Source organism: Mesorhizobium sp. M0037, from assembly GCF_040323635.1.
Taxonomy (GTDB): Bacteria; Pseudomonadota; Alphaproteobacteria; order Rhizobiales; family Rhizobiaceae; genus Mesorhizobium.
The window spans coordinates 161,465-184,983 of the sequence record NZ_JAMYVB010000012.1 but is presented as its reverse complement, the minus strand read 5'-3'; the positions used below and the strand labels follow the sequence as shown (position 1 = coordinate 184,983).

Here is a 23,519-nt window from a genome sequence, read left to right as displayed (position 1 = left end):
TAAGACAGCGGCTTCGGCGATGCGTTGGGGTCGGCGCATCGACCATGGGGAATATTGGGGGTTGCCGGCGACATGAAGAAACGAGACTCGCTGGGAACCCGGCTGCGCTACGGGCTTGACAAGAGCATGGCCGCCGGCCCGGTCGCGCTGATCGGCTGGCTCGCAGTTGCTTCGCTGCTGATCATCATTGCCGCCGCGGCTTTCCTTGCGGTGACCCGCATTGCGCCGGAGGGCGGCGAGCCGTTGAACTTCTTCGAAGCGTTCTGGGAATCGCTGATGCGCACGCTCGATTCCGGCACGATGGGCGGCGACACCGGCTGGGCCTTCCGTCTCGTCATGCTGTTCGTCACGCTTGCCGGCATCTTCGTCGTGTCGGCCCTCATCGGCGTGCTCAGCGCCGGCGTCGACAGCAAGCTCGATGAATTGCGCAAGGGTCGTTCGCGGGTGCTGGAGAGCGACCACACCATCATCCTCAACTGGTCGCCATCGATCTTCGACGTCATCTCCGAACTCGTCATTGCCAATGCCAGCCGCCGCCATCCGCGCATTGTCGTCATGGCCAATATGGACAAGGTCGCAATGGAGGACGAGATCGCGGCCAAGGTCGGCAGACTGGGCAATACACGCATCATCTGCCGCAGCGGCGACCCGACCGACCTCTACGATCTGGCCATCGTCAACCCGCAGACCTCGCGCTCGATCATCGTGCTGTCGCCGGACGGCGACGATCCGGATTCGCAGGTCATCAAGACGGTGCTGGCGCTGGCCAACGACCCGAACCGGCGCACGGCGCCCTATAACATCGCCGCCGAGATCCGCGACGGAAAGAACGCCGAGGTCGCCCGCGTCGTCGGCGGGGCGGAGGTGCAGCTTGTCCTGGCCGACCAGCTGATCTCGCGGATCGTCGTGCATTCGAGCCGGCAGTCGGGTCTCAGCGGCGTTTATTCGGAGCTGCTCGATTTCGACGGCTGCGAGATCTACACCACCGAGCAGCCTGATCTCACCGGCAAGACCTTCGGCGAGGCGGCGATGGCGTATGAGCATTGCGCGCTGATCGGGCTCTGCGACGAAAAGGGGCGCGTCAACCTCAACCCGCCACCGGAGCTGGTGATCGGCAAGGGCATGCGCGCCATCATCATTGCCGAGGACGATGCGGCCATCAAGCTGGGAAGCGCGGCGGCCAAGATCGATACCGCGGCGATTCTTCGCCATCAGCCCATTGAGGCGAAGCCGGAGAGCACGCTGATCCTTGGCTGGAACCGGCGCGGTCCGATCATCACCTATGAACTGTCGCGCTACGTCGCGCCGGGTTCGATCCTGACCATCGCCGCCGATACGCCAGGCCTCGAGCAGGAAGTTGCCGGCCTGCCGGTCGTCGGCGACAATCTGTCGGTTTCCTGCCGCATCACCGACACGTCGAGCAGCACAGCACTGGCAAGCCTGGACGTGCCTTCCTACGACCACGTGCTCGTCCTCGGCTACAGCGAGACCATGGCAGCGCAGCCCGCCGATACGCGCACGCTGGTGACGCTGCTGCATCTGCGCAAAATCGCAGAGGATGCCGGCACGCACATCTCGATCGTCAGCGAGATGATCGACGTGCGCAACCGCGAGCTGGCGGCGGTGACCAAGGCCGATGACTTCGTCGTCAGCAACCGGCTGGTCAGCCTGATGCTGGCGCAGGCATCGGAGAACCAGCATCTCGCCGCGATCTTCGATGACCTGCTCGACGAGGAGGGCTCCGAAATCTACATGCATCCGGTCGGCGACTATGTCGCCATCGACCATCCGGTGACGTTCTGGACGATCGCGGAATCGGCGCGGTTGCGCGGCGAGATCGCCATCGGGCATAGGCGCGTTCGCGCCGCGCAGAATGATGAGCGGGCTCTGGGCGGCGTCACCGTCAACCCGTTGAAGTCGCAAGCGCTGGCCTACCTGCCGGAGGACCGGGTCATCGTGCTGGCGCGGGACTAAACCCCGGCTGCCTTGGCGCGAGCCAGAAGCCGCTCGGCGAGCCTGAGATGCGGCCGGTCATACATCTTGCCGTCAATGCCGACCACGCCAGGATTTCCGGCCGCCTCGAAGGCCGCGACGATGGCCTGCGAGCGTTGCACTGCCTGCGCCGACGGTGTGAAGGCGGCGTTGATGACCGGCACTTGCGCCGGATGGATCGCCATCTTGCCGGTAAAGCCGTCACGCTCGGCCTCCGTGCATTCGGCTTCGAAGACGGCCATGTCGCGAAAGGCGGTGAAGACCGTGTCGATCGCCGCGACTTCGGCCGCGCCGGCGGCGAGGATGGTCATGGTGCGGGCATGGCGGAAGACATCGGTGTAGCGGCCGTTGTCGTCGCGCGCCGCGCGCGCGCCGATCGCCGCCGACAGATCCTCAGCACCCCAGGTGAGGCCGGCAAGCCGGGCGCTTGCCCCGGCATAGGTCGCGGCCGCCAGCACGCCGGCAGCGGTCTCGGTGATGATCGGCAGGATTTTTATGCCGCCGTCCGGCAATCCGTTTTCGGCCTCGTGTACCCTGAGCTTTGCCGAGAGTTGCTGCACATCCTGGCCGCTGTTCGACTTCGGCAGCATGATGCCGTCGGGCTTTGCAGGAACCAGCGCGGCCAGATCATCGTCGGTCAATCCGGTCGAGAGATCGTTGACTCTGATATAGATGGCGGAGCTTGTCTGCTGCCTGTTGCCGGCGATAAAGCGTGCCGCGATGTCGCGTGCCGCCGCCTTGTTTTGTGGCGCCACGGAATCCTCGAGATCGACGATGACCACGTCGGCGCCGGCGCCAAAGCCTTTGTCCAGCTTCTTTTCGGAATCACCGGGAACAAACAGCAGCGAGCGCATCAGGCCGCCTTTTTCATCATCATCGCCTGGCGCGTGCATTTGGCAACGAGCACATCGTTCTGATTGTAGGCGCGATGCTCGAACTCGACGATGCCGCGGTCCGGCTTCGATTTCGAGTCCCTGACCGAGATCACCGTCGTTTCGACACGGATGGTATCGCCATGGAAGACCGGGTGCGGAAACACCGTCTCCCTCATGCCGAGATTGGCAATTGTGGTGGCGACGGTGATGTCATTGACGGAAATGCCGATCATCAGGCCGAGCGTGAACAGCGAATTGACCAGCGGTCTGCCCCATTCGCTCTTGGCGGCGAAGTCGAAGTCGATGTGCAGCGGCTGCGGGTTCAGCGTCATCACCGAGAACAGCATGTTATCGCTTTCGGTGACGGTCTTGCGCAGCGTGTGCCGAAAGACATGCCCGACGACGAACTCTTCGAGATAAAGCCCGGGCATCGTTTTTCTCCTCCGCTGCCTGACGGTTGATAGGCGCTGCCCATGCCAGCCGCAAGCCAGTTAATAAACATGGTGAACCGTTCGTAAACCATTTCTGCCTATGGTCATTCCTGGGGCCGGAAGCTTTCCGGCAAGGGGCGTAGCAGGCAGTATGGTTGTCTCGCATTTTCTCAAATGGATCTACACCGCGAGGGTTTCGGAGCGCGCCGCAGCGGCGAGCGCGCTGGCCCGCGCCTACGTCAATTCCGACCTGCCTTTCGAAGACCGTTGCGCTGCCGAAGCGGCGCTGACGCTGCTGCTCGACGACGCCTCGTCGAAGGTGCGGCTGGCGATGGCCGAAGCGCTGTCGATGAGCCATCACGCGCCGCTGCAGATCATCAGCGCGCTTGCCTCCGATCAGCCGGAAGTGGCAGCCCTGGTGCTGGCGCGGTCGCCGCTGCTCACCGATGCCGACCTGATCGACCGCGTCGCGGCCGGGCACAAGGCGACGCAAAAACTGATCGCCGACCGGCCGGTCGTTTCGATGGCGGTTGCCGCGGCAATCGCCGAGATCGGCGAACCGGAAGCGTGTGCGACGCTGCTCGCCAATGACGGCGCCGATATAGCCTCACTCTCTTTCCGCCGCATCGCCGAGCGGCATGGCCATATCGCTCATTTGCGCGAGGCAATGGTCACGGATGTGCGGCTGCCGGCCGACTGCCGGCACATGCTGCTGGTCAAGCTCGGCGAAACGCTGAAGGCTTCGCCGCTGGTGATGGCGCTGATGGGGGCGGCCAGAGCCGAGCGCGTCACGCGCGATGCTTGCGTCAAGGCTTCGGTGCGGCTGGTCGAAGGCACGCGCACTGAGGAACATGCGGCACTCATCGAACATCTGCGCCTGCGCGGCGACCTGACCGCAAGTTTCATCATCCGTGCCATTGCCCACGGCAAGGTCGACTTTTTCGGCTCGGCCCTGGTTGCGCTCAGCCAGCAGTCGGAGCAGCGGGTGCGGGCCTTGCTCGCAGGCGGCCAGGACGTTGCGCTGCAGGCGCTGTTCCGCAGCGCCGGCCTCGCCGCTTCCACCCACGGCATCATCCTGCGCGCGCTCAAAATCTGGCGCGAAGTCGCCAACGGCAAGCGCCTCGCCGGCGTGCAGGAGGTCAGCTGGCTGATGCTGAAGGAGCTCGGCGGTCCGGCCACCGAGGGCGATCTCGCCGGCCTGGTCAAGTCGATCCATCTCGACGCGCTGCGGGAAAACGCGCGCGGGCATGCGCTGGCGATAGCCGCGGCCTGACGCCCTAAACTCGGTGCTTGGCGAAGAAATCCGGGAAATCCTCGATCCCGGCGGCGATGATGCGCAGCGAGGCTGCGATCTGCAGCATATCCGCACCGCCGCTGCGCTCTGAAAGGCTGGCTGCATATTGCCGGGCCACAGTGACAGTTGCTGTCTGCGGATCGCCGGGTGCGCGAAAGAGCAGTTCACGCGCCAGGCCGCGCAGGAAATTGGCAATCGAGAGCGCGGTGTCGGAAGGAGTGGACGGGCTCTGCTGCGCGGCGCGCAGGCGCAGGATTTCGAGGCCGACGGCAACGGCGGCGACCCCGCCGCCCAAGATCGCATCGCCCTTCCTGCCGGCATTTTGCAAGAGCGGCATCAGCTGGTTGATGCGGTCATAGGCCAGACTCTCGAAGGCCGAACGCCGCGGTACCCGCTCGTGCAGACACAGCCGCGCCAGATCCTCGCGCATGGCGCGCACGATGCGGTTGGCCGCGCGCCATGGATCCACCGGCAGCACCACGATGAAGACGCCGATGGCCAGCAGGATGCCGACCAGCACCGACGCCGAGCCGGCGAAGAACGGGCCTGGGGCATAGGTCATCGCCTGATGCGGGCTGAGGAAGGCGAGGAAATTGATTGCAAACGCCGTCGCCACGCCGACGGTGCGTGGATTGGCCATGCCCAGCGCCGTCGGTACCAGGATCGGCACGACAAACAGCGTGAACCAGCCGAAGCCGGGCAGGGCAGGCAGCGCGACCTGGCCGACAAGGAAGGCAAAGGGCAAAGCCAGCAGCGTTCCCTTGAAGAAGCCCCAGGACACCCGCACCGGGTCAGGCCGCGCGGCGAAAAGACTGGAGACGACGGCAACGAGGATGACGGTGCCGGCCGCATCGGACCATTTCGTCGTCAGCCAGAAGGCGGCGACCGCCAACGTGGCAAGGGCGGCGCGTATGGCATTGCGCGAAGCCCCGGGATAATCGCGGTGCACCACCAGCGCAGGCGGCTGCCTGTTGCTCCGGATAGGGCGCGTCACCGGTGCGCGCAGGGCGTCGAGGCCGCGCAGCACCTGCTTGAAGGCTTCGGCGAAATCGGCGGCGATGGTGAGGCGGGTTATGGTGCCGACCCTGTCGTCGCCCTGGTCGGTCGAGGCGTTGGGCATTTGCCGGGCCTTGCCGGCAATCGCGTCGAGCCGCGTCACCCAGGGCGACGTGTCCTCCAGCGCCTCGGGCGTGGCTGCCAGTTCGCTGACCAGCGACTGCAGTTCCGAGCGCACCGGAATGAGGGCTGCGTTTTTCGGTGCGGCGTGAGAATGCAGCGCGCGTGCCGCCGACAGCGCCGACAGAAGCTGACCGATGGTGAGGCGGACCGGATGGGCGCGGGTGGCGAAGCTCGGGGCTTCGAGCCGGGCATAGGTGCGCATCTCGGCCAGCATCTGGGCGTCCGTGATCAGTTTGCCGTGCAGGCCGGCCAGTCTCGCCGGGTCGCCGCCGGAAAAAGCGCCGCTTGCATAGGTTGCAAGGTCGAGGATGCTGCGCTTCAGCCTGGAGATGATGGCGTCAGCGGCCAGCTTGGGCAGGATCAGCCGGCTGGTCAGGCCGGCGCAGACGATGCCGAGCACGATCTCGGCGCAGCGCGCGACAGCGAGATCGACGACCACGTGCGGCTGGCCGAAAGCCGGCAGCCCAATGATCATCGCGGTATAGCCGGCAAGTGCGGCGCCATAGGCTTCCGGATTGCGCAGCAGCGACGAAACCAGCGTGCACAGCCCAATCCAGACGGATAGCGCCGTGACCAGCAGCCAGGGATTGGTGCCGAAAACCGAGGTGATGCCGATCGCCGCAAGTCCACCGGCCAGCGTGCCGAGCAGCCGGTAAAAACCTTTCGCCAGCACCATGCCGGCGACCGGCTGGGCGACGATGAAGACCGTCATCATCGCCCATTGCGGGTGGTCGAGTTTTAGCGCGTAAGCAGCGAGAAGCGCGATCAGACCGGCCGAAACCGTGCGCAGGGCGAAAATCCAATCCGAGCGCGTCGGCTGCGTCAGGCCCGCCAAACTGGTTTCGAAGTCGCTCTTCAGCCGCGCCCAGATCACAAGCTGGTCTCCGTATCGGAAGCGCAGGCTAGAGCAGTTCCAGGAAAAGTGTGAAACGGTTTTCCGCCCGGAACTGCGTCAAAACGAAGAGTTGGCCGGCGCTCAGATATCCAGCACTTCCGTCGCGGCGAATTCGGCGCGTTCCTGGATGAAGCGGAAGCGGGCTTCCGGCTTGGTGCCCATCAGCGCGTCGATAGCATCCTTGGTCGCCGCCACGGCGTCGATAACATCGACCCTGAGCAGCGTGCGCTTCCTCGGGTCCATGGTGGTTTCCTTGAGCTGCGCGGCCATCATCTCGCCCAGGCCCTTGAAGCGGCCGATCTCGACCTTGGCGCGGCCGGTGAATTCGGTGCGCAACAGCTCGTCCTTGTGCGCATCGTCCCTGGCATAGGCAACCTTGCCGCCTTGCCGGATCGAATAGAGCGGCGGCACCGCCAGATACAGATGGCCGCCATTCACCAGGTTCGGCATTTCCTGGTAGAAGAAGGTGATCAGCAGCGACGCTATGTGAGCGCCGTCGACGTCGGCGTCGGTCATGATGATCACGCGGTCGTAGCGCAAATCCTCGTCGCGGTATTTCGAGCGCGTGCCGCAACCGAGCGCCTGAATCAGGTCCGATATCTGCTGGTTGGCGGCGAGCTTGTCGTTGCCGGCGCTGGCGACGTTGAGGATTTTTCCGCGCAGCGGCAGCACCGCCTGACTCGCACGGTCGCGCGCCTGCTTGGCCGAGCCGCCGGCCGAGTCGCCTTCGACGATGAACAGTTCGGCGCCCGCGGCGGCGTTCTGCGTGCAGTCGGCGAGCTTGCCGGGAAGGCGCAGCTTGCGCACCGCGCTCTTGCGCGACACCTCCTTTTCCTGGCGCCGGCGCACCCGCTCGTCGGCGCGCGCAATCACCCATTCCAGCAGCTTGGAGGCTTCCTGCGGATTGTCGGCCAGCCAGTGGTCGAAGGGATCGCGGATGGCGGTCTCGACAATGCGAATGGCTTCGATCGTTGCCAGCCTGTCCTTGGTCTGGCCGACGAATTCCGGCTCGCGAATAAACACCGACAGCATGCCTGCCGCCGAGATCATCACGTCTTCGGAGGTGACGATCGAGGCGCGCTTGTTGCCGACCAGGTCGGCATAGGCCCGAAGCCCGCGCGTCAGCACATTGCGAAAGCCGGCCTCATGCGTGCCGCCTTCGCCGGTCGGGATGGTGTTGCAGTAGGAGTTGACGAAGCCGTCACCGCCGAACCAGGTCACCGCCCATTCCAGCGAACCGTGGCCGCCCTGCTTCTCGCTCTTGCCGGCGAAGATTTCGCGGGTCACCTGGAAATCATCGCCGAGCGATGCCTTGAGATAGTCCTTCAAGCCGCCGGGGAAATGGAACTCCGCCTTGGCCGGCGTCTGGTCCTTTTCCTTGATCAGCGATGGGTCGCAGCTCCAGCGGATCTCGACGCCGCCGAACAGATAGGCTTTCGAGCGGGTCATGCGATAGAGCCGCGCCGGCTCGAAGGCGGCGCCCTTGCCGAAAATCTGCTCGTCGGGATGGAAGCGGATTTTGGTGCCGCGCCGGTTGTGCACTTCGCCGAGCTGCTCCAGCCCGCTCACCGGAACGCCGCGCGAGAACCTTTGGCGGTAAAGCTGGCGACCGCGCGCGACTTCGACTTCAAGATGGTCCGACAGCGCATTGACGACCGAGACGCCGACACCGTGCAGACCGCCTGAGGTCTCATAGACCTTGCTATCGAACTTGCCGCCCGAATGCAGCGTCGTCATGATGACTTCGAGCGCCGGCTTCTTGAATTTCGGATGCGGATCGACCGGGATGCCGCGGCCATTGTCGGTAACGGTCAGAAACCCGTCGGCCGACAGCTCGACATCGATGAAGGTGGCATGGCCGGCGACCGCCTCGTCCATCGAATTATCGATGACCTCGGCAAACAGATGGTGCATCGCCTTGTCGTCGGTGCCGCCAATATACATGCCGGGACGGCGCCGCACCGGCTCCAGCCCCTCCAGCACCTCGATGTCGGCGGCGCTATAGCCCTCGCTGCCGTCCTTGGTCGCGGCAGGACGCTTCGTGGCCTGCACCAGCGGGTCGGCCGGGCGCGAAGGTGTCCGAGCCGGTTGCGGCTGCTTTTCCAGATTGCCGAAAAGATCGTTGTTGTCGTCCATGCCTGCCATAGAATCCGGTGCCGCGAATCACCCGTCGATACTGCCACGCTTTTCGGCGCCAAGCGACGGAAGTTCCTGTTACGTTCGGGGATTAACCCCTTCTTATCCTAAAACCTTTCGATAACCAAGCCGGCGGAAATAGGTCCGTGCGGAGCCGCTGGGATTCCTGAATCTTTAACAAAGCGGCCTAGCGTCGCCCCAACAAAACAAAAGACCACGAGAGTCAGGGGTTGGTTGTGAGGGGCAAGGCCATAACGATGATTGGCATCGCTGCCGTCTTCGGCGCGATTTCAATCTTTGCCGCGGATTTCTGGGTGAAAAGCCAGGCCAAGGCCGATGCCGAAGAGAAAACGGCGTCGATCCCGGCGCCCGCCGTCCCCAAGGTCGTCTTCAAGACCATCGTGGTGGCCAACGCGCCGCTGCGTTACGGCATGGAGCTTGACCGGGCGCAGCTCAGCGAAATCCCATGGTCCGAGGATTCGGTGCCGCAGGGCGCGTTCACCACAGTCAATGCATTGCTCGCCGAAGGCAGCCGCGTGGTATTGTCGCCGATCGAGATCAACGAGCCGGTGCTGATCAGCAAGTTGTCGGGGCCGAACGGCCGCGCGACGCTGTCCAACATGATGACGCCCGGCATGCGGGCGGTGACAATCCGCACCGACGAGATCGCCGGCGTCGGCGGCTTCGTCATGCCGGGCGACCGGGTCGACGTGGTGCTGACACGCGATGCGGGCGAAATCCAGGAAGTGGCCAAGAACGCGCAGGGCGCTGCCGGATCGACCGTTACCTCCGAGATTGTCGTCTCCGACGCCAAGGTGCTGACCGTGGGGCAGGGCGCCGACGAGCGCCAGACCACACCGCAGATCGCCAATTCCGTCACCATCGAGGTGACGACCGAAGGCGCGCAGAAAGTGGCGCTTGCCCGCACCGTCGGCACCTTGTCGCTGTCGCTCCGCTCGGCCGCAGACGGAGGGGCCGCCAAGGACGGCGTCACCACCATCTCGTCCTTCGGCGGATCGGTCGCCTCCGGCGTCCAGGCCGCTGCCGGCGCGCTGTTCACTGCCGCGACCAAGGAGCCTGAGAAGCCGAAATTCAAGACGATCATCGTGACGCGCGGCACGCAGGTCGAAGAATACCAGGTTCCTGCGCGGGACCAGCAATAACTGCCGGTGGGGACCGGGCGAGGGACGGGACAGATGTCGGGACTTCATGCATTCCAGACGACGAAAGGGCTGCGCACAATGCGGGCGCTTGCGGTGGGGGCTTGCCTCGCCGCGGCCGCAATGCTCGGCCTCAGTGCGCCAGCCAAGGCCGACAACGATATCGTCCATGTCTCGTCGACAACGAATGCGTCGATCAAGGTAGCCAAGGGCAAGCCGAAGACGGTCATGACCAATGCCGCCTTCTACCAGATCGTCATCGGCGATCCGGAGATCGCCAACGTCAATCCGCTGACCGACAAATCCTTCTATGTGCTGGGCAACAATCTCGGCACCACCGGCATCGCACTGTTCGACCAGAACAAGCAGTTGGTCGGCACCGTCGACATCGAGGTGACGCTGGACACCGACCAGCTGGCCAGCACCATTCGCGCCAGCGTGCCGGACGCCAAGATCAAGGTCGGCTCGGCCAATGGCCGCGTCGTGCTGTCGGGCGAGGCCGATGACGCGGTCGCCGCCGAGAAGGCAAGCAAGATCGCCAGCCGTTTCTCCGGCAATGAGGAAGTGATCAATTCGGTCAACATCTCGTCCTCGCAGCAGGTTCAGCTCAACGTCCGCTTCGTCGAGATCAATCGCCAGGCCGGACAGGATCTCGGCGCCAAATACAGCGCCAATTTTGCTTACGGCATTGGCGGGCGCGACGTCACCATCGAGCCGGGCTCGGTGCCGGGAGCCGGCAATGGCGAGATCATCGGCCGGCTGCTGTCCAACGGCCTGTCGATCGACGTCGCCATCAAGGCGCTGGAGGAACGTGGCCTTGCCCGGCGGCTGGCAGAGCCGAACCTGATCGCCCGCTCGGGCCAGACGGCAAGCTTCCTCGCCGGCGGCGAGTTCCCGATCCCGGTCTCCGAGGACAATGGCAAGATTTCCGTCAGCTACAAGAAATACGGCGTCAGCCTCGACTTCACGCCGACGGTTCTCAAGGACGGGCTGGTCAGCCTCGACATCGCGCCGGAAGTGTCCTCGATCGATGCTTCGGCCTCCTACAATATCGGCAATATCTCAGTGCCGGGCTTTATCGTGCGCCGCGCCAGGACATCGGTCGACCTGAAGAACGGCCAGAGCTTCATGATCGCCGGCCTGCTGCAGTCGCAAAACGACATCACCACGTCGCGTCTTCCCGGCCTCGGCAAGCTGCCGGTGCTCGGCTCGCTGTTCTCCTCCAAATCATATCAGCGGCGCGAGACCGATCTGGTGATCATCGTCACCCCCTATCTGGTCAAGCCGGTCGATCCGTCGAAGAAGCTGCTCGAGCCGACCGACGGCACGCAGCCGGCCAGCAATGTCGATTATTTCCTAAACAACACCGAGGAAGTGAAATCGTCTGACGCCAATCGTGCGGTGGCAATGGCCAGCGGCAGCACGGCACAGCCGGCTGCGGTCACCACCGTCGGGCATTTCCTCGACCTGCCGAAGGATTGAAGCCATGCGCTTGCGACCATGCATCGCCCTGCTGCTCGCCGGCCTCGCCAGCGGCTGCACCAGCGACGACTATATCCGCTCCGAGGGGCCGACGATTGCCGCCGGCAACGCACAGGCCGCCAATACGGCCATGCAGATGGTCGATCCCTGGAAATACGGCGTCCAGAACACCAGGCTGCTGGTGCCGGCGCAGCGCAGTGAGGCGGCAGTCAACGCCGCCGACCAGGCTGCTGCTGCCAAGGCCGTGCAACCGACAGCGACAACCGATTGATTGCCCGGTGATTTGACCGGGAATGACCTGACAGGCTGACAAAATGGCAAGCGGCATCAAGACCAAGAAGATCCTGCTGGTGTCCAGCGACCGGACCTTTGTGCAGGATACGCGCACCGCGTTCGCGGCCTCGGAGGTGATCCAGCTTTCGACCGTCGAGAAGAACATTGCCGAACTGCGCGGCGAGGTCCAGGAAGCCGATTTCGGCGCGCTCATCGTCGACATGGATGCGGCAAAGCTGGAAGAGATCGAGTCGCTGCAGCGCATCATGCGCCGGCTTGAAGGCCGCGTTCCGGTGGTCGTCGTCACCCAGGAATTCAACGCCGCCGCGGTGCGCATCCTGGTGCAGCTCCAGGTCGCCGATTTCCTGGTCAAGCCGATCACCACCGCCGATCTGGTGCGGTCGGTCGTGCGCGCGCTGCAAGGGCCGGGGCGCGAGGAAAACACCGAGTCGCAGATCTATACCTTCATGCCGGCCGCCGGCGGCGTCGGCACCACGACGCTGGCGCTGCAGACCGCTTTCCAGCTGCATCATTCGGTGACGCGCGGCGCGTCGACCTGCGTGGTCGACCTCAACTTCCAGCAAGGCGCCTGCGCCGAATATCTCGACCTCGAGCCGCGCTTCGACATCACCGAAATCGAGAACCAGCCCGAGCGCCTCGACCGTCAGCTGCTGGACGTGATGCTGTCCAAGCATGCGAGCGGGCTCTGCGTGCTGGCGGCGCCAACGCATCCGTCGGAAATGCGCTCGTTCAAGACCGATGTCGTGGTGCGCATGCTCGATCTCGTCTCGGCCTATTTCGATAACGTCGTCATCGACATGCCGCGCACCTGGTTTCCGTGGACGGAGACGGTGCTGCTCGGCTCCAACAAGCTCTACATCGTCGCCGAAATGACGGTGCCATGCCTGCGCCATACGCAGCGGCTGATCCAGGCGGTCTACGAGACGGCAGGCAAGGAAGTGAAGCCGAACGTGATCGTCAACCGTTTCGAGCAGAAGATGTTCGACAACGGCATCAAGCAGGCCGATGTCCAGGAAATCCTGGGCGAGCATTTCGTCGGCGGCATCTCCAACAATTACCGGCTTGTGCGTGAAGCGGTCGACCGCGGCGTGCCGCTGCATGAGATCGACCCGAACGCCAATGTCGTCAACGATCTGAAGAGGATCATCCTGCCGGAAGAAGCCGTGGTGACGCCGGAGAAATCGCGCTCGCTGTTCGGCATCGGCAGGGGCCTCCTGAAGAGGAAAGCCGGATGACCAGCCGCTTCTCGACCCTGCAGAACCGTGACGTCCGCGCGCTGAAGCCGGCCGAGGCGGCGCCGGTCGCGCATCACGCCGTGGTCATCCCGACGAACCGCAAGGCCTTGCCGCCGAAGCCGGAGACAACACCGGGAAAAAGCGCCAACAAGGTGCTCGATGCCCGCGTGCGCATCCACCGGCTGCTGCTCGAGGAAATCAACCTGGTCGCGCTGGAGCGCCTGCCCAAGGATGAGATGCGCCGGCAGGTGCAGGAGTTCGTGTCGGAAAAGACCCGCCAGGAGCGTATGGCGATCAACACCGTCGAACTTGAAGCGCTGGTCGATGACATCGTCGATGAGATGGTCGGCCTCGGCCCGCTGGAACCGCTGCTCAAGGACCCCGACATCAACGACATCCTGATCAACGGCCACCAGAACTGCTTCGTTGAAAAACGGGGCAAGCTGCAGCAGGTCCATATCCCGTTCAAGGACGAGGCGCACCTGTTGCGCATCGTCAACAAGATCGTCGCCGCCGTCGGTCGCCGGGTCGACGAATCGCAGCCGATGGTCGATGCCCGCATGCTCGACGGCTCGCGCTTCAACGCCGCCATTCGCCCGGTCGCCGTCGACGGGCCGCTGGTGTCGATCCGCAAGTTTTCAAAGAACAAGCTCGGTCTGCACAAGCTGGTCGAGTTCGGCGCCGTCACCCAGAACATGGCCGAGGTGCTGGCGGCTGCAGTCCACGCCCGCAAGACGACCATCATCTCGGGCGGCACCGGCACCGGCAAAACGACGATGCTCAACGCATTGTCGGCCTTCATTCCGGAAGACGAACGGCTGATCACCATCGAGGACGCGGCCGAACTGCAGCTGCAGCAGCCGCATGTCGCGCGCATGGAAACGCGCCCCGCCAACATCGAAGGTCATGGCGAGCTGAAGCAGCGCGACCTGGTCAAGAACGCGCTGCGCATGCGCCCCGACCGCGTCATCCTCGGCGAGTGCCGCGGCGAGGAGGCCTTCGACATGCTGCAGGCGATGAACACCGGACATGAAGGCTCGATGGCGACCATCCACGCCAACACGCCGCGCGACGCCATTTCACGCCTCGAGCAGATGCTGGGCATGACCGGCATGCCGATGACGGTGCAGTCGATCCGCAGTCAGATCGCCAGCGCGCTCGACCTTATCGTCCAGCTGACGCGACTGTCGGACGGCAAGCGCAAGGTGACCAGCGTCGCCGAGGTGACCGGCATGGAAGGGGACGTCATCCAGATGCAGGAGATATTCCGCTTCGTGCGCACTGGCATGGAGGCCGACGGCAAGATCCTCGGTCACTACGAGGCGACCGGCATTCGCCCGCGTTTCCTCGAGGACCTGCGCAATATGGGCATTGAATTCCCCGGCAAATATTTCGAACCCGGCCGGCCGCAGGAGTAGCCGGGTGTTCGAGAATTTCAGCCCGATCTATGTCGTTTATGCCGCGGCAGCGCTGACCGGCATCATGATCGCCGAAGGCTGCTATCTGCTCTATGCCGGCCGCAGCGACAAGCGCCTGGCCATCAACCGGCGCATGAGGCTGCAGGAAAACAAGATCAGCCAGGAACAGGTGCTGATTCAGCTGCGCAAGGAACGCGGCCTCGATTCCGGCACGTCATTCTTCTCGCCCGACCGTTTTCGCGCGCTGCGCACGCAGTCTGGCATGGTGATGCCGTTGCCGAAATTCCTGACGATGACGACGGGCGTGGCGCTGGCGATGATGCTCGTCGCGCTCTGGTACGGGCTGCCGCTGTTGCTCGCCATTTTGCTGTTTGTGGTGCTGACAGCGCTGCTGCCGGTAATTGTGCTGCGTTCCAAGCGTGCCCGGCGGGTGAAGCGTTTCGGCGTGCAGTTGCCGGAGGCGCTGGAATTGATCACGCGCGGCTTGAAGGCCGGGCATCCGGTTCCGGTGGCGATCTCGATGGTGTCGCGCGAGATGTCCGATCCGATCGGCACCGAATTCGGCGTTATCTCCGACGAGGTGACTTATGGTTCCGACCTGGTTTCTGCGCTGAATTCACTGTTCGACCGCGTCGGCCAGGAGGATCTGCCGCTGTTCGTCACCGCGGTTTCCATCCAGACGAGTTCGGGCGGCAATCTGCGCGAGATCCTCGACGGGCTGTCGACGACGATCCGCGAACGCGGCAAGCTGCGCCGCAAGGTGCGCGCCATTTCGACTGAGGGTCGTATGTCGGCCTATATCCTGACGGCGGTGCCGGCACTGCTGTTCGCCACCATCATGGTGATGATGCCGCAATTCTATCAGAGCGTCTGGGATGTACCGAAGACGTGGTATCTGCTGGGCGGTTCCGTGACATGGCTGATGCTGGGCAACATCATCATGTTCAAGATGTCGAACTTCCGGTTCTGAGATGGAGCAGATGATCCAGTTTCTTGCATCGCTGGCGCCGACGTCGCTGATGCCGGTAGCCGCGCTGCTGCTGGTGTTGGGTGGCAGCGCGGTGGCATGGCCGCTCGTGGTAGCCAAAGGCGACCGCAACGATCTCAAGCGCCGGCTCAAGATCGACGACAGCAAGACTCCCCAACAGGCCGAGGCGGCGCCGAAGAAGAACCAGAGCGTCGTGCGCGAGAAGGCGGTGAAGCGGGCGCAGGAATTCTACGCCAAGAGCGATCCGGAAAATGTCGCCCGGTTGCGTATGAAGCTGATCCAGGCGGGCTATATGGAGCCGCGCGCGATCGGCACATTCTTCCTGATCCGCTTCGCCTGCCTGGTGGGCGCAACGATCGGCGCGTTCCTGGTCAACCATTGGATGGGCAGCGCCGATTCCACCGCGACCAGCCGCTGGACCTTCATCATCCTGTCGGGAGCCGCCGGCTATTTCGTGCCCGGCCTGGTGCTCAGCCAGAAGGTGCGGGAAAAGATGCGCGAATACCGCAACGGCTTTCCCGACTTCATGGATTTGATGATCGTCTGCTCCGATGCGGGCATGAGCATGGAGGCAGGCATCGAGCGGGTCTCGAAGGAACTGGCCAAGACCTATCCGTCGCTGAGCCAAAACCTGCAGCTGGTGTCGCTGGAACTCAGGGCCGGCCGCAGCCTCGACGATGCCTTGAAGGCGCTCGCCGACCGCCTCAGCTTGGACGAGGTGCGCTCCTTCGCCACGCTTTTGCAGCAGTCGAAGGAACTCGGCACCAGCCTTGCCGGGGCGCTGCGCGTGTTCTCCGACGAAATGCGCCACAAGCGCATGTCGCTGGCCGAGGAGAAGGCACATGCCTTGCCGGCCAAGATGTCGGTGCCGGTGGTGGTGTGCATCCTGCCGGTGGTGCTGATGATCGCCGTCATCCCGATCATCGTCAAAATGACGGCGGTTCAGTAGATACCTAGGGGATTGCCCGGCGGCTTCTTGCGGTTACTCACTCCAACTACGCTTCACCTGGATGTCGAAACCCGGCCGGTTCGGTCGCTCTCCTTCGGCAAAATCCGCAAAGCAAAATGAGTGAGCCGTCCATGCGAATAGTCTGGTGCACCGCTTTCCTCGGCCTGGCCGCCACCAGTCTGTCGCCGGCCTCGGCCGCGGCCGACGATTGCGGCGATGCTGCCGCCCTGGTGCAACAGGCCTATCCCAGGGCCCAAAAGAGCGCAGACGGCGCCTCGTTCACGCTCGAACCCCATACCAGCATCGCCGTGACGCTCCCGGATACGCCGTTTGGCCTCGTCTGCAAGATATGGCCTGCCCATGACGATCTGTTGCTGGTCGCGGTGCCGCTCATCCACAGCAGCCAATCCAGCGACGACGGGCATGTCGGCGATGTCGACCTTCTGGTCGTCGACAGGAAGACCCGGCAGGTGCGCCAGCGCCTGCTCCAGCCCGGGCTGATGACCGATGATGCCATCGCCATCAACAAGGTCGACTTCGATACCGGCCGCTATGGCCTGGCGCCCGGTGTCACCGGCTTTGGCCTGCGCATCCAAATGGCGAGTCATTCGCGGCCCAATCCCTTCAGCGAAACCGACCTGCGGCTCTATGCCCTTGACGGCGGTGATCTGCGCCTGGTGCTCGACGGCATCATCGTGGCCGGCTTTGGCGGCGAAGGCGACACCAATTGCGCAGGATCCTTTCAATCCAGCCGGGTCAGCCTGGCAATGAGCCCGGCGAGACATCACGGCTATCACGACATCACAGTGTTCGAGCGGTTGGACACCGACAATCCGTCTGTCGACAAGAATGGCGAGTGCCAGTCCCATCCCGGAAGGTCCATGAAACGAACCTACCGGCTGCGCTATGACGGCAGCCGCTATCAGTTTCCGGCGGGGCTCAAGTCGATGGAGCCGAACTAGCCCTCGGCTGGTTAATGGCCGGTGTGCCCGAAACCAAATTTTAGGGGCGTTTCAGCACTGAAGTTTAATTGCCCTGTTGTAGTCTGCCTCCTGAAGAACGACCCGGTAAATCGGGCGATTGGGGCCAGGGGCATGCGTCACAGAATTTTCACGGCAATGGCCGCGCTAGCGGCCGTCTTGATGGTCAGCGGCTGTACGACTGAGAACGTCGATAAGACCAAGACCACGTCGATCCAACCGGTGGCAAAAGACGTCAGCACCTCCGACCTTGCGCAAGGCAAGGCGCAGTTCCGCGAGGCCAATTACGGCCTTGCCGAACAGCATTTCCGCAAGGCCGTGGAACTGAAGGCCGACAGTGCCGAGGGATGGATGGGGCTTGCCGCCTCCTATGACGAACTCGGCCGCTTCGACTTCGCCGACCGCGCCTACGACCAGCTTTTGAAGGTTGCCGGGCGCAAGCCGCAGATTGTCAACAATATGGGCTATTCGCAGCTGCTGCGCGGCAACAAGAAGAAGGCGAGGGCGCTGCTCATGGAAGCAAGGGCCGGAATGGCCGACCCGAGCGTGATCAACGCCAATCTGGCGCTGCTCAACAAGGGCTGAGACTCTTCGCGGGGACGGCAGTCGACGCTTTGTAAACCCTGTCGGTAGGTTGCTTTGAAAACCGGCCGAAAACGGTATCTCCGGCCGGTTGCATGCCTATGATGCGCCACAAATCGAAGATCCCAAAGATTGCCGCTCATCCATGCTGGATTTCAGTTCGCTATTGCTGGCGGCTGCGCTGTCGGGCACATGCCTGAGCGTCACCATGTTTGTGATCTGGTTCACGGCGCCGCGTGCACGCTTCGTGCTGACCGTGGCGTGCGGCATTCTCGTCCTTGTCGCCCACGTCATCGTCTTCTGGAGGGAGCCCACTCCGTTGCTTTGTCAGGCAGCGTTGGCGCTGCTCAGCCTCGGTTTCCTGGCGCTTTCACTTTCGGCCATGCAATATCTCGGTGTGCGCAACTACAGTCGCGCTGTCCTGCCGGCCCTGCTTGCGATGGCTGTCTGCGCCGGCGTGACCTATCTCGGTTTCGATGGTGTCGGCTTCATCCTCACCTATACGACGGTAACAGTGCTGCTCGCCTCGATAGGGGTGATGTTCTGGATCAAGGGCGGTCAGGATCGCGGCATTCTGCTGGTCGTTTCGGCGCTAAGCGGCGTCTGCGGCGTATCCTTCGGGCTCTGCGGCGCCGTGCTTCTGGTTAAGGGCCAGTGGGTGCTCGGCGTCGCACCCGACAATTGGGCCGAGCGGTTGAATTCGGTCGTGGCGGTCGCCTGCATGACGGCTCTCGGCGCGCTGACGCTGTCGCTGCATCATCTGCAGGCACAGATCGAACTCAAGGCCGAGACCCTGACCGACCCGTTGACCGGTCTGATGAACCGGCGGGCTTTGAACTCGCTCTATCGCGAGCGCGTCTTCGGCCCGTTCATGTCGGTCGCCATGTTCGACCTCGAACCAACGATGTCTATGGCCATCCCGTCGGCGATCGGGTGCTCTGCCGTTTCGCCGCAGTCATCAAGAAGTATGACAGGGTTGGCGTCGACGCCTTCCGGCTGGGCGGCGAGGAGTTCGCGTTGGTCATGTCTCGGATGACCGAAGACAAGCCCTACGATCTCGCCAGCAGGATCGGCGTCGCCTTCGGCACGGAAGTGGTGCCGACGCCGCGCGGGCCGTTGCGCAGCAGCGTCAGCGGCGGCATTGGCTTTGGCAAGGAAGACGGCAGCAGCCTGGATGAAGTGCTGGCCGAGGCCGACCGGGCGCTCTACGCGGCCAAGAACGCCGGGCGAAATCGCGTGCTTGTTCTCAACGGCAAAGCCGACGGACCGGCCCTGCGCTCAGCCTGACAGGCCAGAGTGTTATTCTGCGGCGCCGAGATATTCCGACAGCGGCGGGCAGGAGCAGACGAGGTTGCGGTCGCCGGCGACATTGTCGATGCGTGAGACCGGCGGCCAGTATTTGCCCGCTGTATCGACATCGCCGGCGGGGTAGGCCGCTTCCAGCCGTGAATAGGGGTGGGTCCACTGGCCGGCAAGGGTTTCGGCCGCCGTGTGCGGGGCATTGACCAGCGGGTTGTCCTCGATCGGCCATTCGCCCTTCGCCACTTTCGCTGCCTCGCCGGCGATGGCGATCATCGCCTCGCAGAACCGGTCGAGTTCGCGCTTGGGCTCGGACTCGGTGGGCTCGACCATCAGCGTGCCGGCGACAGGGAACGACATGGTCGGCGCGTGAAAACCGTAATCGATCAGCCGCTTGGCGATATCGTCGACGCTGATGCCGGCGCTCTCCTTGAGGACGCGCGTGTCGAGGATGCATTCATGCGCGATGCGATCGTGCCTGCCCTTGTAGAGAAGCGGGAAGTGCGGCGCGAGCCGCGTCGCCACATAATTGGCCGAGATGATCGCCGTCTCCGTCGCCTGCTTCAGGCCGGCGGCGCCCATCATGCGGATGTACATCCAGGTGATCGGCAGGATGGAAGCGCTGCCGAACGGGGCAGCGGACACGGCATGCGCCGAACCTTCGGTGACATGACCCGGCAGATAGGGTTTCAGATGCGCCCTGACGCCGATCGGACCGACGCCCGGACCGCCGCCGCCATGCGGGATGCAGAAGGTCTTGTGCAGGTTCATGTGGCAGACATCGGCGCCGATATCGGCGGGCCGCGCCAAAGCAACCAGGGCGTTAAGGTTGGCGCCGTCGAAATAGACCTGGCCGCCATGCTCGTGAATGAGAGCGCACAGGTGGCGCGCGCCTTCTTCGTAGACGCCGTGCGTCGAGGGATAGGTGAACATCAGGGCTGCGAGATTCTTCGAATGCTCGTTGGCCTTGGCCCGCATATCGTCCATGTCGATATTGCCGTCCTCCAGGCAACGCACGACGACGACGCTCATGCCGGCCATCGCCGCACTCGCGGGATTGGTGCCATGCGCGGACTGGGGGATCAGGCAGATGGTGCGATGGCCTTCGCCACGCGAACGGTGATAGGCGCGGATGGCGAGCAGGCCGGCATATTCGCCTTGGCTGCCGGCATTGGGCTGCAGGCTGACGGCGTCGAAGCCGGTGATCTGCGCCAGCCAGCCTTCCAGCTCGCCGACCATGGCGCGATAGCCGGCCGAATGGCTGGCCGGCGCAAAGGGATGCAGGTTGGCGACTTCAGGCCAGCTGACCGGCGTCATTTCGGCCGCCGCGTTGAGCTTCATGGTGCAGGAGCCCAACGGGATCATGGTGCGGTCGAGCGCCAAATCCTTGTCGGCTAGCCTGCGCAGCAGGCGCATCATGTCGGTCTCGGAGTGGTTTTCGCGGAAAACCGGCTGGGTCAGAAACTCCTTGCCGCGCGGCTTGCCGGGCATCGCGCCGGCCTCAGTAGCGCCGGACTTGGCGCCGAACAGGGCGGCGATAGCCTCGAGATCCGCCTCGGTCGAGGTTTCGTCGAAGGCGATGCTGATGCGGTCGGCATCGATGACGCGCAGCAGCCGGCCACCTTTTTCAGCGGCAGCGGCGATCGAATCTGCCTTGCCCTTCACTTCGGCCGTCACCGTGTCGAAACGGCTTGAGCCGAGCACGGAAACACCAGCGGTTTTCAGGCCTGCTGCGAGGCCGTTGGCGAGCTCATGAATTCGGGCTGCGATCGCCTGCAAACCAGTAGGCCCGTGCCAGATCGCGTATGCGGTCGCCATGTTGGCAAGCAGCGCCTGCGCGGTGCAGATGTTGGAGGTCGCCTTGTCGCGGCGGATATGCTGTTCGCGCGTCTGCAGGGCGAGGCGATAGCCGGGACGGCCCTTGCTGTCGATCGACTGGCCGACGAGGCGGCCGGGCATCAGCCGGGTCAGCTTGTCGGAGACGGCGCAATAGGCGGCGTGCGGGCCGCCAAAGCCCATCGGCACGCCAAAGCGCTGCATCGGGCCGACGGCGATGTCGGCGCCAAGCCTGGCCGGCGCTTCGGTCAGCGTGAGCGCAAGCGGATCGGCGATGAAGACGACCACGGCGCCGGTGGCGCGAGCCTTCTCGATCGCCGCCTTGTGGTCGCCATAGACGCCAAACGTGTCCGGCCAGGAGACCAGCAGGGCGGCGGTGTTGTCGTCGATGGTCTCGCCATCGATCTCGATGCCGAGCGGCTCGGCGCGGGTGCGCACGACGTCCAGCGTCTGCGGATGCGGCGTGCCGGCCAGCGCCACCTTGGTGCGCTTGTCGCGGTGATGGCGCAGCGCGATGCCGACCGCTTCGGCCACCGCCGTCGCTTCGTCGAGCAGGGAGGCCGAAGCCACCGGCAGGCCGGTCAATTCGGTGACCAAGGTCTGGAAGTTGAACAGCATTTCCAGGCGGCCCTGGCTGATCTCGGCCTGGTAGGGCGTATAGGCGGTGTACCAGGCCGGGTTCTCGAACAGGTTGCGCTGGATGACCGGCGGCACATGGACGCCGTGATAGCCGGCGCCGATGAAGCTCTTCAGCACCCTGTTTTTTGCCATGGTCGCAGCCAATTCGGCCAGCGCTTCGGCTTCGCTGGCCGGCGCGGGAAGGGCTAGCGGCAGATCGAGGCGGATCGACTGCGGCACGGCCTGACTGATCAGCGTCTCGACGGAGGGAACGCCGATCACGGCAAGCATGGCTCTGACGTCGTTTACATCAGGACCGATGTGGCGGGCCGAGAAGGGGGTAAGTGCTGCGCTCATGGCAATAGGTCCTGATGTCAACCGATATGGGCTTTGTAGGCGGCCTCATTCATGAGGCCTGCGAGTTGGCCTTCGTCGGCGAGCTTCATCTTCCACAGCCAGCCGTCGCCGGTCGCAGCGGAGTTGACCAGCGACGGGTCCGAGGACAGCGCGCCGTTGGCGTCGGTGATCTCGCCATCAACCGGCGCATAAACATCGGATGCCGCCTTGACGGATTCGACGACCACGGCGGTGTCGCCCTTACTGAGTTTGGTGCCGATTTGAGGCAGTTCGACGAAGACGAGATCGCCAAGCTGTTCCTGCGCATAGTCGGTTATCCCGACGGTGGCGATGCCTCCCTCGACGCTCAGCCATTCGTGATCTTGTGTGAAATAGGTTTTTGCCATCGGAATTATCCTTTGCGGTAGCGATGAGGAGTGAAGGGCAAGGAACTGATATCGACCGGGATTTTCGTCCCGCGAACGTCGGCGAACAGTTTCGTGCCCGGCTTGGCCAAGGCCGTTGACACATAGCCCATGGCGACGGGATGGCCGGCCGACGGGCCGAAGCCGCCTGATGTCACGTAGCCGGCCGGATCGCCGTCGGCATCGAACAAAGCAGCGCCGGCGCGCACCGGCTGGCGGCCGTCCGGCTTCAGGCCGACGCGCTTTTGCGACGGCCCGCGCTCCAGGATGGACCGCAGCGCATCGGCGCCGATGAAGGACCCGCCGGCGCGGAGATCTTTGGGGATCGCCCACATCAGGCCGGCACTCGCCGGATCGATCTCCGGCGTGATGTCCTGGCCGTGCAGGCACAGGCCGGCCTCCAACCGCAGCGAGTCGCGGGCAGCAAGGCCGATCCACAACACACGCTCGTCCTCGAGCAGTTTCGTGACCAGAGCGCGCGCATCCGCCTCCGGCAGGCCGATCTCGAAGCCGTCCTCGCCGGTGTAGCCGGAGCGGCTCATGAACCAGTTTTGCTTCGGCTCGATGCCATGCATGAACAAGAGTGAGCCGGTCTCGATGCCGGCGCGGGACAAGGCAGCCCAGGCTTCCGGCCCCTGGATCGCCAGGAAGACGCGGTCGAGCGCATCGACTTTGACGTCGAAGTCCGCGGCCAGCGCACGCAAATGCTTCTCGTCCTCGACCGCATTCCCGGCGTTGGCGACCACCATGAAGCGCTCGGCGCCGAGCCGGGTGACGATCAGATCGTCGATGATCCCGGCGGCCTCGTTGAGGAAGAAACTATATTTGGACTGTGAAATCTCAAGCGCGCCGGCATCGAGCGGACTGGCGCGGTTGAGCAGTGCCGCAGCGCCCGGTCCGCTGACAGCGAACAGCTTCATATGCGAAATGTCGAACAGGCCGGCATGTTCGCGGGTGTGAAGGTGCTCCTTCATCACGCCGGCCGGATAGGTCAGCGGCATCGACCAGCCCGCAAAGGCGCCAAAGCGTGCGCCGGCGGCGGTGTGCAGATCTTCGAGAGGAAGGTGTTTGGTGTCGTCGCCCGTCATGTCATCTCCAGAGTCGCACGCAATCGG

General features: G+C 64.0%; 20 protein-coding genes. 13 read left to right on the top strand and 7 right to left on the bottom strand.

What is annotated here, in order from left to right; genetic code table 11:
- Positions 1-72 precede the first annotated feature (72 nt).
- Complete coding sequence (locus NKJ78_RS19480) at positions 73-1,974, top strand: CASTOR/POLLUX-related putative ion channel (RefSeq protein WP_352459100.1); 1,902 nt, start codon at positions 73-75, stop codon at positions 1,972-1,974.
- Here the strand turns inward: NKJ78_RS19480 and NKJ78_RS19475 are convergent.
- Together NKJ78_RS19475 and NKJ78_RS19470 are read right to left on the bottom strand one after the other, a co-directional pair.
- Positions 1,971-2,846, bottom strand: a complete 876-nt coding sequence (locus NKJ78_RS19475; protein WP_352459099.1) for an HpcH/HpaI aldolase/citrate lyase family protein — start codon at positions 2,844-2,846, stop codon at positions 1,971-1,973. The two genes, NKJ78_RS19480 and NKJ78_RS19475, sit on opposite strands and share 4 nt — an antisense overlap.
- Positions 2,846-3,358, bottom strand: coding sequence for a MaoC family dehydratase (locus NKJ78_RS19470; RefSeq protein ID WP_502897137.1), 513 nt, complete (start codon positions 3,356-3,358; stop codon positions 2,846-2,848). The genes NKJ78_RS19475 and NKJ78_RS19470 overlap by 1 nt, the downstream gene beginning before the upstream one ends.
- Before the next feature lie 91 nt (positions 3,359-3,449).
- Here NKJ78_RS19470 and NKJ78_RS19465 point away from each other — a divergent pair, with 91 nt between their 5' ends.
- Positions 3,450-4,571, top strand: a complete 1,122-nt coding sequence (locus NKJ78_RS19465; RefSeq protein WP_352459097.1) for a DUF2336 domain-containing protein — start codon at positions 3,450-3,452, stop codon at positions 4,569-4,571.
- A 4-nt stretch (positions 4,572-4,575) separates the two neighbouring features.
- Here the strand turns inward: NKJ78_RS19465 and NKJ78_RS19460 are convergent, their stop codons facing one another.
- Complete coding sequence (locus NKJ78_RS19460) at positions 4,576-6,645, bottom strand: FUSC family protein (RefSeq protein WP_352459096.1); 2,070 nt, start codon at positions 6,643-6,645, stop codon at positions 4,576-4,578.
- A gap of 102 nt (positions 6,646-6,747) precedes the next feature.
- Entirely contained in the window at positions 6,748-8,802 is a 2,055-nt protein-coding gene (gene parE / locus NKJ78_RS19455) for a DNA topoisomerase IV subunit B (RefSeq protein ID WP_352459095.1), read from the bottom strand.
- 257 nt (positions 8,803-9,059) lie between these two features.
- Between parE and cpaB the strand changes: the two genes are divergently transcribed.
- The 11 genes from cpaB (at position 9,060) to NKJ78_RS19400 (ending at position 19,177) form a co-directional block, all read left to right on the top strand.
- The gene (cpaB, locus tag NKJ78_RS19450; protein ID WP_023681601.1) at positions 9,060-9,965 is read left to right on the top strand and encodes a Flp pilus assembly protein CpaB; all 906 of its coding nucleotides are present in this window, start codon (positions 9,060-9,062) and stop codon (positions 9,963-9,965) included.
- Between the two features lie 33 nt (positions 9,966-9,998).
- Complete coding sequence (locus tag NKJ78_RS19445) at positions 9,999-11,444, top strand: type II and III secretion system protein family protein (protein ID WP_023738981.1); 1,446 nt, start codon at positions 9,999-10,001, stop codon at positions 11,442-11,444.
- Positions 11,445-11,448: 4 nt separating this feature from the next.
- Positions 11,449-11,715, top strand: coding sequence for a hypothetical protein (locus NKJ78_RS19440; protein WP_023738980.1), 267 nt, complete (start codon positions 11,449-11,451; stop codon positions 11,713-11,715).
- A gap of 43 nt (positions 11,716-11,758) precedes the next feature.
- Entirely contained in the window at positions 11,759-12,973 is a 1,215-nt protein-coding gene (locus NKJ78_RS19435) for a CpaE/TadZ family protein (RefSeq protein WP_023738979.1), read from the top strand.
- Positions 12,970-14,391 carry a TadA family conjugal transfer-associated ATPase gene (locus NKJ78_RS19430; RefSeq protein ID WP_023738978.1) on the top strand — a complete coding sequence of 474 codons (1,422 nt, stop codon included), beginning with the start codon at positions 12,970-12,972 and terminating at the stop codon, positions 14,389-14,391. The genes NKJ78_RS19435 and NKJ78_RS19430 overlap by 4 nt, the downstream gene beginning before the upstream one ends.
- Before the next feature lie 4 nt (positions 14,392-14,395).
- Positions 14,396-15,361, top strand: coding sequence for a type II secretion system F family protein (locus tag NKJ78_RS19425; protein ID WP_023704530.1), 966 nt, complete (start codon positions 14,396-14,398; stop codon positions 15,359-15,361).
- Position 15,362: 1 nt separating this feature from the next.
- Positions 15,363-16,328: a type II secretion system F family protein gene (locus NKJ78_RS19420; protein WP_023681595.1), complete on the top strand. Its 966-nt coding sequence runs from the start codon at positions 15,363-15,365 to the stop codon at positions 16,326-16,328.
- Between the two features lie 116 nt (positions 16,329-16,444).
- Positions 16,445-17,290, top strand: a complete 846-nt coding sequence (locus NKJ78_RS19415) for a PA3715 family protein (protein WP_245260433.1) — start codon at positions 16,445-16,447, stop codon at positions 17,288-17,290.
- Positions 17,291-17,422: 132 nt separating this feature from the next.
- Positions 17,423-17,893, top strand: a complete 471-nt coding sequence (locus NKJ78_RS19410; RefSeq protein WP_023681594.1) for a hypothetical protein — start codon at positions 17,423-17,425, stop codon at positions 17,891-17,893.
- Positions 17,894-18,035: 142 nt separating this feature from the next.
- Positions 18,036-18,926: a hypothetical protein gene (locus NKJ78_RS19405; RefSeq protein WP_352459094.1), complete on the top strand. Its 891-nt coding sequence runs from the start codon at positions 18,036-18,038 to the stop codon at positions 18,924-18,926.
- Positions 18,824-19,177 carry a GGDEF domain-containing protein gene (locus NKJ78_RS19400; protein WP_245260431.1) on the top strand — a complete coding sequence of 118 codons (354 nt, stop codon included), beginning with the start codon at positions 18,824-18,826 and terminating at the stop codon, positions 19,175-19,177. The genes NKJ78_RS19405 and NKJ78_RS19400 overlap by 103 nt, the downstream gene beginning before the upstream one ends.
- Before the next feature lie 12 nt (positions 19,178-19,189).
- On the opposite strand, the gene gcvP is transcribed toward NKJ78_RS19400, so the two are convergent.
- Genes gcvP through gcvT form a run of 3 tightly spaced genes read right to left on the bottom strand, consistent with a single transcriptional unit; the run spans position 19,190 to position 23,492 of the window.
- Positions 19,190-22,000 carry an aminomethyl-transferring glycine dehydrogenase gene (gcvP, locus tag NKJ78_RS19395; protein WP_023738977.1) on the bottom strand — a complete coding sequence of 937 codons (2,811 nt, stop codon included), beginning with the start codon at positions 21,998-22,000 and terminating at the stop codon, positions 19,190-19,192.
- 17 nt (positions 22,001-22,017) lie between these two features.
- Positions 22,018-22,386 (bottom strand): glycine cleavage system protein GcvH, encoded by a 369-nt coding sequence (gcvH, locus tag NKJ78_RS19390; protein ID WP_023681591.1) that lies wholly within the window; start codon positions 22,384-22,386, stop codon positions 22,018-22,020.
- Positions 22,387-22,391: 5 nt separating this feature from the next.
- Positions 22,392-23,492, bottom strand: a complete 1,101-nt coding sequence (gene gcvT, locus NKJ78_RS19385) for a glycine cleavage system aminomethyltransferase GcvT (protein WP_023691145.1) — start codon at positions 23,490-23,492, stop codon at positions 22,392-22,394.
- Between the last annotated feature and the right edge of the window lie 27 nt (positions 23,493-23,519).